At 60.9% G+C, this 11,795-nt stretch carries 12 protein-coding genes; 6 read left to right on the forward strand and 6 right to left on the reverse strand.

Annotated elements, in window-relative coordinates; genetic code table 11:
• The first annotated feature begins 179 nt into the window (after positions 1-179).
• From AC1D2R_RS14775 to AC1D2R_RS14785, 3 genes are all read left to right on the forward strand, one after another.
• Positions 180-1,073 (forward strand): LysR family transcriptional regulator, encoded by an 894-nt coding sequence (locus AC1D2R_RS14775; RefSeq protein ID WP_477968015.1) that lies wholly within the window; start codon positions 180-182, stop codon positions 1,071-1,073.
• Positions 1,074-1,162: 89 nt separating this feature from the next.
• Positions 1,163-1,804, forward strand: a complete 642-nt coding sequence (locus AC1D2R_RS14780) for a DUF1007 family protein (protein WP_477968016.1) — start codon at positions 1,163-1,165, stop codon at positions 1,802-1,804.
• The gene (locus AC1D2R_RS14785; protein WP_477968017.1) at positions 1,798-2,871 is read left to right on the forward strand and encodes a nickel/cobalt transporter; all 1,074 of its coding nucleotides are present in this window, start codon (positions 1,798-1,800) and stop codon (positions 2,869-2,871) included. Before AC1D2R_RS14780 ends, AC1D2R_RS14785 begins: the two co-directional genes overlap by 7 nt.
• 184 nt (positions 2,872-3,055) lie before the next feature.
• Here AC1D2R_RS14785 and AC1D2R_RS14790 read toward each other — a convergent pair whose 3' ends face one another.
• The 3 genes from AC1D2R_RS14790 to AC1D2R_RS14800 form a co-directional block, all read right to left on the reverse strand.
• A complete protein-coding gene (locus tag AC1D2R_RS14790; protein ID WP_477968131.1) occupies positions 3,056-3,262 on the reverse strand; it encodes a hypothetical protein in 207 nt (68 codons plus the stop codon).
• A gap of 84 nt (positions 3,263-3,346) precedes the next feature.
• Complete coding sequence (locus tag AC1D2R_RS14795) at positions 3,347-4,066, reverse strand: tellurite resistance TerB family protein (protein ID WP_477968018.1); 720 nt, start codon at positions 4,064-4,066, stop codon at positions 3,347-3,349.
• A 110-nt stretch (positions 4,067-4,176) separates the two neighbouring features.
• On the reverse strand, positions 4,177-4,815 hold the full coding sequence (locus AC1D2R_RS14800; RefSeq protein ID WP_477968019.1) for a 2-dehydro-3-deoxy-phosphogluconate aldolase: 639 nt from the start codon (positions 4,813-4,815) through the stop codon (positions 4,177-4,179).
• Between the two features lie 155 nt (positions 4,816-4,970).
• Here AC1D2R_RS14800 and AC1D2R_RS14805 point away from each other — a divergent pair, with 155 nt between their 5' ends.
• From AC1D2R_RS14805 to trhO, 3 genes are read left to right on the forward strand one after another with little or no spacing between them, the layout of a single operon-like run.
• Positions 4,971-5,459 (forward strand): CYTH domain-containing protein, encoded by a 489-nt coding sequence (locus tag AC1D2R_RS14805; RefSeq protein WP_477968020.1) that lies wholly within the window; start codon positions 4,971-4,973, stop codon positions 5,457-5,459.
• Positions 5,437-6,345, forward strand: coding sequence for a CHAD domain-containing protein (locus AC1D2R_RS14810; RefSeq protein WP_477968021.1), 909 nt, complete (start codon positions 5,437-5,439; stop codon positions 6,343-6,345). Before AC1D2R_RS14805 ends, AC1D2R_RS14810 begins: the two co-directional genes overlap by 23 nt.
• Before the next feature lie 57 nt (positions 6,346-6,402).
• Positions 6,403-7,344: an oxygen-dependent tRNA uridine(34) hydroxylase TrhO gene (trhO, locus tag AC1D2R_RS14815; RefSeq protein ID WP_477968022.1), complete on the forward strand. Its 942-nt coding sequence runs from the start codon at positions 6,403-6,405 to the stop codon at positions 7,342-7,344.
• A gap of 49 nt (positions 7,345-7,393) precedes the next feature.
• Here trhO and AC1D2R_RS14820 read toward each other — a convergent pair whose 3' ends face one another.
• The 3 genes from AC1D2R_RS14820 to AC1D2R_RS14830 all read right to left on the reverse strand — a co-directional run bounded on the left by AC1D2R_RS14820 (position 7,394) and on the right by AC1D2R_RS14830 (position 11,729).
• Complete coding sequence (locus AC1D2R_RS14820; RefSeq protein ID WP_477968023.1) at positions 7,394-9,604, reverse strand: bifunctional diguanylate cyclase/phosphodiesterase; 2,211 nt, start codon at positions 9,602-9,604, stop codon at positions 7,394-7,396.
• 152 nt (positions 9,605-9,756) lie between these two features.
• Entirely contained in the window at positions 9,757-10,308 is a 552-nt protein-coding gene (locus AC1D2R_RS14825) for an NADPH-dependent FMN reductase (RefSeq protein ID WP_477968024.1), read from the reverse strand.
• 47 nt (positions 10,309-10,355) lie between these two features.
• On the reverse strand, positions 10,356-11,729 hold the full coding sequence (locus AC1D2R_RS14830; protein WP_477968025.1) for a GH1 family beta-glucosidase: 1,374 nt from the start codon (positions 11,727-11,729) through the stop codon (positions 10,356-10,358).
• Positions 11,730-11,795 lie beyond the last annotated feature (66 nt).

Genomic DNA, 11,795 nt, shown 5'->3' on the forward strand with positions numbered 1-11,795 from the left:
CGATTTCCTCACCAATTCGAGGGTTCGGCGGACACCCATGGGCACGTGCGACTTTGGGCTGATGTCGAGATAAGAATATTCGACGTCATAATCAAGATTTTTTTTGCCCCTCCCATAAAAAAATAAATTGAACAACGGTGCTTATTTTGTTCAATATTCCTCAACAACGGAGGACAGCCATGGATACCTTGACCCGCATTCGGGCCTTCATCGATGTCGTTGAAGCGGAAGGTTTTTCAGCCGCGGCGCGGCGCACCGGCCGCTCCAAGGCATTGCTGTCCAAGTATGTGCGCGAGTTGGAGGACGAATTGGGCGCTCTGCTGCTCAACCGCACCACCCGCCAATTCTCCATGACCGAGGCCGGCCATACCTATTATCGCACCGCTTCCGACATCCTGAAAGAGATCGACAACCTCGCAGATCTCGTACGCGAGAACAACGCTCAGCTGAAGGGCAGGTTGAAAGTCTCGGTGCCGCGTACCTTCGTCGATGCCGACGTCGGCCAGTCGCTGATCGATTTCGCCAAGGAGAACCCGGATCTGTCGCTGGAGATCGCCGCCGACGACCGGTTCGTAGACCTGATAGAGGAAGGCTTCGATGTCGCGGTGCGGGTCACCAAGCTTGAGGATTCAGGCATGATCGCCCGCAAGATCTCGGATTTTCGCATCCATCTCTGCGCGACGCCGGAGTTCCTGGAGCGCTATCCCAACATCCAGCATCCCTCGGATATTTCCAACGTGCCGTTCGTTGTCGATACGAATTCGCGCACCCAGGGGAGCATCCGCTTCCACAATCCGGACAATACCTCCTTTGCGGTCGCAGTCTCAGGTCCGCTGGAGGTCAACAGTCCGCACGCGACCTTGCGCGCGGCTCTGGCCGGTATCGGCATCGCTTTCATCCCCGACTTCATCGCCCGTAAGCCGATCGAGAGCGGCGAGCTGGTAACGCTGTTCAACGACTACATGCCAACAGATCGCGGCATCTATGCCGTTTACCCGCACCGCCGCTACCTGCCTGCCAAAGTGCGCATTTTCGTCGACTATCTTCACAACTGGTTCAAGAAGCATCCCTGACAGGTTTGTCGCAGGGGGCCGGTCCCAATTCCGTCCCAATTTCTGCTAGGAATCAAACTGAACAACGGGATCGCGCGGTAACCGGACGTATGAGAAAATCAACCCTCCTGACGGCGTCGCTGCTGTCGCTCCTGCCTGCCGCTGCCTTCGCGCATCCGCATGTCTTCGTCGAGGCTCGGCTGGAAGTCGTCGCCGGCGATGACGGCACCATTTCGGAGCTGCGAAACGTCTGGCGCTTCGACGAGGTCTTTTCCTCCTCCGTCGTCATGGACTTCGACAAGAACACCGACCTGAAGCTGGACCCGAACGAGCTTGCCGAGGTCGGCAAGACGGTGCGGGATTCGCTGGTGGACTACGACTACTACATGAATCTCACGATCGACGGGAAGAACATCAAGGTTCAGAAGCCCGATATCATCCACGTCGACTACAAGCAGGGACAGCTTCTGATGTTCTTTGCCGTCAAGCCCGCGGAAACGATGCCGCTCAAAGGACGCCTGACCTTCGGCGTCTACGATCCCACACTCTACACATCCATCGACTTCCCGACCGACAAAGAGCTCGTCCTGGTCGGCGACGCCCTGAAGAGCTGCAAGCATCAAGTCGTCCGGCCGGACGCCGACCAGGTGATCGCCGAAAACAAGCAGTCGCTGACGGATGCCTTCTTCAACGATCCGACCGGCACCAACATGTCCAAGCTGTTTGCCACAAGACTGGACGTGACATGCTGAAGCACCGTCTTCGGCCGATCCTGTGGACTGTCGCCCTGACGCTTGTGGCAGGCATTGTCGCCGCACATGCGCAATCGCCGCTCGGCATCGGCAGCTCGGAGCCGAGTTTTCAACCAACCGGCGGCCCACTCGCTCCGCTTCTGCTCTACGTCAACGCCGAACAGCAGTCCTTCTACCGCGCTTTGACCGGCGCGCTGAAAGCCATGCGCGAGGATCCGCGGCAGCTTGCGGCGCTCATCGGGCTTTCCTTTGCCTATGGCATCTTCCACGCCGCCGGTCCCGGTCACGGCAAGGCGGTGATTTCATCCTACATGATAGCCAACGAAATCGAGTTGAAGCGCGGCGTCGCGATCTCCTTCGTCTCCGCCTTTGTTCAGGGGATCGTCGCGATCTTGCTCGTCGGCGTAGCCTGGGTGGCGTTGCGCGGCACCGGCATAACGCTGACGGCTGCAACGCAGGCGATGGAGATCGCCAGCTTCGTGGTGGTCATCCTCTTCGGCATCTGGCTCCTCGTCCGCAAGCTTCGCCCGATGATGACAGGCATGCTACGCCGCGATGTGGTGGCAATATCGGCCGGCCCCGTCAGCATGATGCTCGACTGGCAGGATGCCGACGCCCGCAAGAACACCCACGCCTTCGGCGAAACGCAGGCGCTTCAGGCGGGGCACCGGTTCATTTCGGGCATGTCCTGCGAGACCTGCGGCCAGTCGCACATGCCAGATCCGACCATGCTCGGAGCGGAGACGTTCAGCATCCGCGAGGCCTGGTCGGCCATCGTCGCGGTTGGCCTTCGCCCCTGCTCGGGCGCACTGCTGGTGCTGACCTTCTCGATGCTGAACGGCCTCTATCTCGGCGGCATCCTCTCGGTCTTCGCCATGTCGCTGGGCACGGCCATCACGGTCGCCATCCTCGCAACTCTTGCCGTCACGGCCAAGGGCACCGCCATGCGGCTCGCCGGCCGCGGCTCCAGGGCCTCGGTCTGGATCGGCAACGCGATCGAGATCCTCGGTGCCGTGCTGGTTATTACGATGGGTTCCCTGCTGCTCGGCGCCTCCTTGCAAGGTTAGGCAGCTCTACCGTTTTGGCTGTGTCATGCCGCCACCCCCATATCCGACCCTTCGCACTGCTTTCTGCCGGCTGCGGAGAAAGGAGAGATCCGATCGGGATGCCGCCACGAAACCCTTCTCCCCGGCGGGGAGAAGGTGGCGGCAAGCGGATGAGGGGAGCCGCAGAGACGCCGAGCATCAGAACCTAGCGCCCCTTGCTCCGCTGATACCGCGCCCGCAACCAGAAGACGACAAAAAAGGCCATCACCAGGCAGATGCCGACAGCCGTTGCGAGCCAAGGGGAATAATTTCCGATCCAGAGAACGATCGCCGGCATGAAGTAGATGACGAGGCCGGCGCAAACGAGGATGACGGCCGCGGCAATTGCCTGCGAACGACTTTCGGATTTCAGATCAGCCATGCCATGCACTCCTCTCGATGAGGAGATGGCCTTAGGCCAGCTGCCCGCGAAAGGCAACCGGCCCGCTCGTCACACTCAAAGGCTGATCTTAGCGGAAGACACGGTGGCGTCGATATGATCGACCAGCGCATCAGGAAGCCTGAGGCGCCCGGCAAGCAGATCAAGATAACCGCGCTCGGCCCGCGAATCCGGATCGATCGTCAGCCGCGAGGCTGTGTAGAGCTCGACACGCTGCTCTTCGGTGACCGCCGCGGCAATTAGTGCATCCAGATCGGTCGGCTGCGTAAGTTCACGTTCGAAAGCCGCCGCTTCGCCGCTGATGTCGGCAGCCTTGATCTTGTCGAAGATCAGCGCCCGCTCTGCGTCGTCGATATGGCCATCAGCCTTGGCGGCGGCAATCATTGACCGGATCAGCACCAGGACGAATTCGTTGCTTTGGGCGGGGGATGCAGCGCCGAATCCGGAATCGGACGGTGGCGGCAGAACTGCGTGCGTCGTGGCCGGAGCATCTGCAGGCGTGACGGGTGCCTGGGCGGGCGCTTGGCCGGCCTGATAGTTCTTGTAGGCCTGGTATCCGAGGCCCGCAATCGCAGCAAGGCCGCCGATGGCCAGCGCATTTCCGGCGATATCGCGTCCCGTCTTCGTACCGAGGATCGCGGTAGCGAGCGCGCCGGTCTTCCAGGGATTATCCTTTGCCATCTGGACCACACCGCCGGCCCGGTCGCGGACGCTGCCGCCCACGCCCGGCACCTGCGAGCCCAGAAACTGCTCAAGAAGCTTCTTCGCGTCGAACATTCCTCATCGTCTCCCTGTCTTTAAAAGCTAAAGGGAGATAGGAAGCGATAGCGCAAATACAACTACGGGCGGCAAGCCGCCCGTATGCAGCGGATGGCAAACGACAAGCCTCAGGCCTTCAGCGCAGCGGCCTCTGCAGCAAGCTTGGTGATCCCGGCCCAGTCGCCCGCAGCGATCAATTCCTTGGGAGCGACCCACGAGCCGCCGACGCAGACAACGTTCGGCAGCGACAGGTAGTCGCGGGCGTTGTTCAGCGAGATGCTGCCGGTCGGGCAGAAGAGCGTGCCGGCAAGCGGCGAGGAAAGCGCCTTGAGATAGGCGGCGCCCCCTGCCTGCTCAGCCGGAAAGAACTTGAGAACCCGGTAGCCCTCTTCGCGCAACGCCATCACTTCGCTCGCCGTGGCGGCACCCGGCAGAAGGGGTACGGTGGAAGCTCGTGCAGCGTCGAGCAGCTCTTGCGTCGTGCCGGGGCTGACGATGAATTTGGAGCCCGCCGCAACCGCAGCTTCCCAATGAGCGACGTTGAGGATCGTCCCCGCACCGACTTCGGCGCCTTCGACTTCATCCGCCACGGCGCGAACGGCATCGAGGGCGGCCGGCGTGCGCATGGTGATTTCGATCGCTCTGAGGCCGCCGGCAACGAGCGCGCGCGACAAAAGCACGGCCGACTTGACGTCGTCGACGACGAGAACCGGAACGACAGGCTGAAGTTTCAGGATTGAAAGGAGCTTTTCTGTCTTCTCGCCCATAGCCGATGTTTCCTTCTAAACGATTGAAATCCGAGTTCCGAATAACGCCAAGGGTAGACTTTGTCGAGACCGAAGCCATGTTTGGAATGGAATGGGTATCAACGTCGAAAGAATTGCGCTAGCGTGTTACAATCGTCACAGAAGGTACACCAGACATGGCGAAAGAGATCGAGCGAAAATTCCTGGTACGCAACGATGGCTGGCGCGCCGGAGCCGAAGGAAAATCCATCCTGCGGCAGGGTTATATCGCGTCGATGGATGATCGCTCCGTCCGCGTCCGTGTGCTCGACGACAAGAAGGCTCGGCTGACGATCAAAATCGGCCGCAGCAGCATCACCCGGGAAGAATTCGAATACGATATCCCGGTTGCGGATGCCGAGCAGCTTCTCGACGATGCGATCGGCGTGGTGATCGAAAAGACGCGCTACCGTGTCCCGCACGAAGGTTTCGTTTGGGAAGTCGACGTGTTTTCGGGCCGGCACGGCGGACTGGTGATCGCCGAAGTCGAAATGCGGTCGGAAAGCGACAAGCCCGAACTGCCGGCATGGCTGGGCCGCGAGGTAACCGGCGATTTTCGTTACTCGAATCAGGCGCTAGCAACGGAATTCGAGCGCGACCGGCATGCCCTTCAGCATACGGCCTGACCGCGCCTTCACGGTTCAGTATCACAAGGCCGCGCGGCGCCAGCTGCGTCACGCGATAAAGATTCTCGATGAACGGCCGCAGGGTCTTGATGACGCCATCCACGAGGCCCGCAAGCGGCTGAAGCGCGTCCGCTCGCTCTACCGTCTCGCTTCAAGGGAAATGCCAAAATTCTACGCGCGGGAGAACGCGCGCCTGCGCGATATTGCGGCATCACTCTCGACCCTCCGCGACGCCGCGGCACTGGTGGAGACGGCAACCTATCTGCAAGACCGCGCGCGCGATGCCGACGAGGCTGAGGCAATTGGCCGCATCGTCGCGGTACTCGCCGCTCGACGCGATCAGATTGCCGCCGCCCACACCGATGTCGAAGCAATGGTGCCTGAAACGATCGTGGCGCTGAAGGCCGCAATCAACGCCTCCGGCGAAATCCATTTCGCCGGAGGCCACAAAAAGCACGGACGGTTGATGGCGAGAGGCTGGAGCGATACGATCCGCAAGGCACGCAAAGCGCTTGGTGTGTGTCAGGCAAGAGTATCGTCGGAAGCATTTCACACGCTGCGCAAGCGGACCCAGGACTATCGAGCCTTTCACAAGCTTCTCAGCCCGCTCTGGCCCGCCGCGATGGCTGCAAAACACGACGTCGTGAGCCACTTGATCGACCTGCTCGGCCGCGTCTACGATCTCGAATTGCTCTGCGACCTCGTGGAAACCGAGCATCACCATTTCGACAATGCCGATGATCTCGCTCATCTGCTATACGCCATCATTTTCCATCAACAGCAGGACCGGCAAGCCGCCCTTGATGCCGCCGAGGATATTTTCGGCGACAATGCGCAGGACGAAGCAAGCCGCATCGAACTGCTCTGGATCGCCTACGGCGCCTGACTATCGTCGAATGCACGACGATTGCGCTTGCGCGCTGAAACCTGTATTTCCAGCCGCATGACAGACCCTGTGAACCAACCGACGTCCGTGGCGAGCCCATTCCTCGTCGCGGCCCTTTATCATTTCGTCTCCGTGCCGCGGTTCGAGAGCTTGCGTGAGCCGCTGCAGGCGCTGTGCGAGAAGAACGGCGTCAAGGGCACGCTCCTGCTCGCCCACGAAGGCATCAACGGCACCATCGGCGGCCCCGACGACGGCGTCAGGGCGGTGCTTGCCCATCTGCGCGATCAGCCCGAGTTTGCGAGCCTGGAGCACAAGGAAAGCCGCGCATCGCGGATGCCGTTCCTGCGCATGAAGGTGAAGCTCAAGAAAGAGATCGTCACCATGGGCGTCGATAACATCGACCCCAACAAGGTGGTCGGCACATATGTCGCGCCGCAGGACTGGAATGCACTGATCTCAGATCCCGATACGATCGTCATCGATACCCGCAACGACTATGAAACGGCGATCGGCACCTTCCGTGGCGCGCTCGACCCGCAGACGAAGACGTTCCGCGAATTTCCCGAATGGGTGCGCCAGAACACCGGCCTGCACAACAAGCCGAAGATCGCCATGTACTGCACCGGCGGAATCCGCTGCGAAAAGGCGACCGCCTTCATGAAGGATCAGGGCTTCGACGAGGTCTATCACCTCAAGGGCGGCATCTTGAAGTACCTTGAGGAGGTGCCGCAGGACGAAAGCCTCTGGGATGGCGCCTGCTTCGTCTTCGACGAGCGGGTTTCGGTGGAGCACGGGCTGAAGGAAGGCGAGCACAAGCTCTGCCACGCTTGCCGCAACCCGATCACCGCTGAAGAGATTACCTCCCCCTACTACGAGGAAGGCGTTTCCTGCAGCCACTGCTACGACACGCGCAGTGAAGACGACCGGTTGCGCTATCGCCAGCGCCAGCATCAGATAGCGCTCGCCAAGCAGCGCGGGCAGAAACATATCGGGACGTAGAAGGGGATGGCGAAAGGTGCGCGCGGTTTTCGCCTCATCCTGATTTAGCCTAGGCGGCGTTCGTGCGATGCCTGTTCCTTTTGCGGGCGCGCGTTTCAAGCAGCCTTTCGGTGATCTGTTCGGCCGGCATCGGCCTGCCGAAGAAATAGCCTTGCAGGGTGTCGCAACCGAAAAGCCGGACGATGATGGCCTGCTCTTCGGTTTCGATGCCTTCGGCTGTCACCGGAATATCCAGCGAACGCGCCAGCGCGACCGTTGCCTGCAGCATCTCGCGCTGGCTGTCGCTTTCCTGAATCTGCATCACCAGCGAACGATCGATCTTGATGCGGTCGAAGCCGAACTGGCGCAGATAGCCGATGGATGAGAAGCCCGAGCCGAAATCGTCGAGCGCAATGGCGACGCCAAGCGTCTTCAACCGCTCGATCGACTGGCGCGTACGCTGGGGATTCTGGATCATGTATCCTTCGGTGACCTCAAGCGTAACGCGCTTTGCCTCGATATCGGTCTGCCGCAGCACGTAGCGGACATAGTCGGTGAAGGCGGGATTGCGGAACTGGCCGGGCGACACGTTGACTGAAATGCGCAGCTCCGGCCATTGCTTGGCAGTTTCGCACGCCTTTCGCAGCACGAAGAGGCCGAGTGCCTCGATCAGCCCGCTCGTTTCGGCGACGGGAATGAAGACCTCCGGCGATACCGGCCCATGTCCGGGGCGGTTCCAGCGCACCAGCGCCTCGACGCCCGTCATTTCATGGCTCGCAGCATCGATCAGCGGCTGGTAGGCAAGCGTCAGGTCGCCGCCTTCTATTGCCATGCGCAGGTCCAACTCAAGGGCGTTGCGCTCCTCACGATCCGCGTCCATGGCCGGATCGTAGAGCGTCATGCGAGCGCGGCCGGCCTCCTTGGCCTTATACATCGCCAGATCGGCGCGGCGCACCAGTTCTTCGCGTTCGACGGTGCCGCCGGGTGACACCGCTATCCCGATGCTTGCGCCAATTACCACGACGCGACGGCCGATTTCCAGCGGCTCGGCAAGGAAGTCGAGGATATGTTCGGAGAGCTGCAGCGCGGCGGCCTCCGCGTCTTTCGAGGCAAAGGCGATCGCGAATTCGTCGCCACCGATGCGCGCCAGCACTGCGCCATGGGGAATGAGGACCTTGAGGCCTGCCGCCACGGCCCGGATCAACTGGTCACCCGTGCCATGTCCGTAGGCATCGTTCACCTCCTTGAAGCCATCGAGATCGAGATAGAGAACCTGCACATTCTGCTGCGTCTGCGCCGCGGTTGCGACCAAGGCGTCCACAGCTTGCCGCAGCCCATCCCGGTTCAAAAGACCGCTCAATCGGTCGCGAAGCGCGTCCGCGCGCGCGTTGACCTCCTCGGCCTTCAGTCGGCGACCCGCCATCCAGCCGATGATGAGAAGGACGAAGAAGAACAGCCCGACCAGGCAGAGGGCTTGTACGACCTTCGGCCGCACCTCGCTGTATCCGATGTCGCCGGGCGCTCGCGGCGTCCAGATGAGTTTTCCAAGGGATTTGCCCTGTGCATCTTCGATGTTAACGGAGTAGCCCGCGGCAAAATCGGGCGCGACCTTCCTCAGGCCGGCGATCACATAGGTCGTCCCAAGCTCCTCGATCCTGTGGGCATTGAGATGCCGGGCAAATATCAGATACCGATGGCGGTTGGGCGGGACGTCGAGGGCGCCTGACTTTTCACGCACGAGTGCCACGCCGACGACGGCGATACCGGATTTCGTTGCCACGAAGCCGCTTGCCTCCGGCGTATCCCGCGGGCCCGCCGCCTTCACTTTGTCAAAGAGCGTCCAGAGCGACGGGGCAAAAAAGTCATCGAGCGAACCGTCCATCGGCTTGCCGTCGCGATAGGCCGTGATCGGCTTCCGGTCGTCGCCGACCACGATCGCCATGTCGAAGAGCGAACTGTTGACGGACATCTCGCCGTAGTTCGAAATGGTCCAAGACAGGCCGTCCTCGGCGTAGACGTTGGCGGCGGCATCGTCCCAGGCCGCATAATCGTTGAGCGTGGCTGCGAGCTGCGCAACGAAGGTCTGCAAGGCGCCCGACATCGTCTCCCGCGAGCGCTCGTCATCCAGCACATTGGATTTCTGGGCCACGTGATCCAAAGCGTTCAGGACCATCGTGGTGACAACGGCCACGACGATGGCAAAGGAAAACAACACGCCCGTCACGGTTGTGTGACGGCCGGCACTTAAAACTCGTCTTTTCATGCTGAAAATCGACGCCATGCATTCTCCCCAGTCGGGAAATACTGGCCGGCAACACTCAAAAAACGGTTAAGGCGGTGCTACGACGGGTCACCATTCAACGTTTTTTTATCATATGCATATCGAGGGAAACGCTTGTGCTTCAATGTGTTGAATAGCAATCGCCGAAGCGCTCAGCGCTTGGTGTGATCGATTGCATCGCAGAAACTTGTAAGTGCCGCGGTCAAGATGCCCTTTTCAGAGCATTCGCGGAGGCAGGCCGCCCGCGCGCTGTCGGTTTTGCCGAGCAGACCGACACGCAAAAATGCAGCCGGGACGAGAGAAAGGGACATGGTCCTCAACACCTCGGTCAATTGCTCCAGCACAATGCCGCCGCGATGCGAGGCGTGGGCAATCATGACGGGTTTGAAGGGAACTTCGTCCCCAGAGACCAACCAATCAAGCGCGTTTTTGAGCCCGCCCGGCAACCCGTGCGCATATTCCGGGCAAGCGACGACGATCCCGTCGGCAGCGCGGACGCTTGCGGCGAACCGGCTGACGATCGCGGGTGTATTCTCGCCCTCCAGGTCCGGATTAAAGATCGGCAGGTCGCCGATCAACTCACAAATTTCAATGCTTACACCCTCGGGCGCATGATCCCTGAGAGCTTCGAGCAGCTGGCGATTGGTCGAGGCCTTTCGCTGGCTGCCACAGAGCGCATAGAGGAAGAGGGGTTTCCGATCCATGAGCCCGGTTTAAAGCACGACGACGATTCGCGCCATCGGTCGCGCCCTCAGGCGCGCTTGTGATTGCCCTTCGGGAACTGCGTCGCAAGGTCGGCATACCATTTGCCGCTTTTCTTGACGGTGCGTACCTGCGTATCGTAGTCGACGTGAACGAGGCCGAAGCGCATCTTGTAGCCCTCCGCCCATTCGAAATTGTCCATCAGACTCCAGGCAAAGTAGCCGCGCATCGGATAGCCGTCCTTGATCAGGTCGGCGACAACTGTGAGGTGATCGCTGTAGTAATCGAGACGCGGCTGGTCGTCCACCTCACCATTGACAACGTCCATGTTGTAGCAGGCGCCGTTCTCTGTGATGTAGCATTCCGGCAGTTCGTAGCGGCGATAGAGATCCTCGACAACGTTCTTCAGACCAGGTGCATAGACCTCCCAGCCGATGTCGGTCTTTACGTCGCTGGCCCGCGGCGCTTCGATCGTCCAGGGGAAGTCTCCGGTCTTTGCGGGATCGTCGGCAACGCGCAGGGGCGTGTAATAGTTGAGGCCCCACCAGTCGAGCTTCTGATTGATGATCGCCAAGTCGCCATCCTCGACGATCGGCATGCGCTCGCCCAGCGCGGCCAGGAACTCCTTCGGATACTCGCCCTTGAACACAGGATCGAAGAAGGCACCATTGTGGAACTGGTGCGCGCGTTCGCCAGCCGCCCGGTCGGCAGCGCTATCCGATCCCGGAATGACCGACGAAGCATTGAGCACCAGGCCGACGGGCACGTTTGGCGCTTCAGAACGGATCGCTTCGACCCCGAGGCCATGGGCAAGATTCATGTAGTGCATAGCATGGAGCGCTGCCTGCATGTTGCGCTCGCCCGGGGCGTGAATGCCGTAGAGGTGGCTGAGCCAGACGATGCACCACGGCTCGTTGAAGGTCGCGACGCTGTCGAGACGGTCGCCGAGGCGCGCCATCACGGTCTTGGCGTAGCGCTGGTAGGCATGGGCCGTCGAGCGGGCGGTCCAGCCACCCTCGCCCATCAGCGTCAGCGGCAGGTCCCAGTGGTAGAGCGTGGCGTACGTCTTGATGCCCCGCGCCTTGCATCCGTCGACCAGACGATCGTAGAAGTCCAGCCCACGTTCGTTCACCGGACCCGTTCCGTCGGGAATGATGCGCGGCCAGGCGATCGAGAAGCGATAGGCGTCGACACCCATCGATGCGACGAGGTCGAGGTCCTGATCGAGACGATTGTAGTGGTCGCAGGCGATGTCGCCATTGTGGCGGCCATAGACGCGGCCCGGCATGTTGCAGAACGCATCCCAGATCGACGGCTTTCGGCCATCGGCCTTGCTGGCACCCTCGATCTGGAAGGCGGCCGTTGCGACGCCAAAGGTGAAATCGCCCGGAAAGCGGGCGGCGAGAGTCTTCGGAGCGATCATCTGGAATCCCGTCCTTGAAGTTGTGGATTGACCATTTTGGCGGCGGTTTAGCCAAGACGGATCGCA

It is taken from the genome of Rhizobium sp. P1_C7 (assembly GCF_056406295.1).

Coding starts and splice junctions, on each gene's coding strand:
- trhO (WP_477968022.1), top strand. CDS start 6,403: ATGACAGACCCTGTGAACCAACCGACGTCCGTGGCGAGCCCATTCCTC.
- AC1D2R_RS14810 (WP_477968021.1), top strand. CDS start 5,437: ATGCCCTTCAGCATACGGCCTGACCGCGCCTTCACGGTTCAGTATCAC.
- AC1D2R_RS14775 (WP_477968015.1), top strand. CDS start 180: ATGGATACCTTGACCCGCATTCGGGCCTTCATCGATGTCGTTGAAGCG.
- AC1D2R_RS14820 (WP_477968023.1), bottom strand. CDS start 9,604: ATGGCGTCGATTTTCAGCATGAAAAGACGAGTTTTAAGTGCCGGCCGT.
- AC1D2R_RS14785 (WP_477968017.1), top strand. CDS start 1,798: ATGCTGAAGCACCGTCTTCGGCCGATCCTGTGGACTGTCGCCCTGACG.
- AC1D2R_RS14780 (WP_477968016.1), top strand. CDS start 1,163: ATGAGAAAATCAACCCTCCTGACGGCGTCGCTGCTGTCGCTCCTGCCT.
- AC1D2R_RS14825 (WP_477968024.1), bottom strand. CDS start 10,308: ATGGATCGGAAACCCCTCTTCCTCTATGCGCTCTGTGGCAGCCAGCGA.
- AC1D2R_RS14830 (WP_477968025.1), bottom strand. CDS start 11,729: ATGATCGCTCCGAAGACTCTCGCCGCCCGCTTTCCGGGCGATTTCACC.
- AC1D2R_RS14800 (WP_477968019.1), bottom strand. CDS start 4,815: ATGGGCGAGAAGACAGAAAAGCTCCTTTCAATCCTGAAACTTCAGCCT.
- AC1D2R_RS14795 (WP_477968018.1), bottom strand. CDS start 4,066: ATGTTCGACGCGAAGAAGCTTCTTGAGCAGTTTCTGGGCTCGCAGGTG.
- AC1D2R_RS14805 (WP_477968020.1), top strand. CDS start 4,971: ATGGCGAAAGAGATCGAGCGAAAATTCCTGGTACGCAACGATGGCTGG.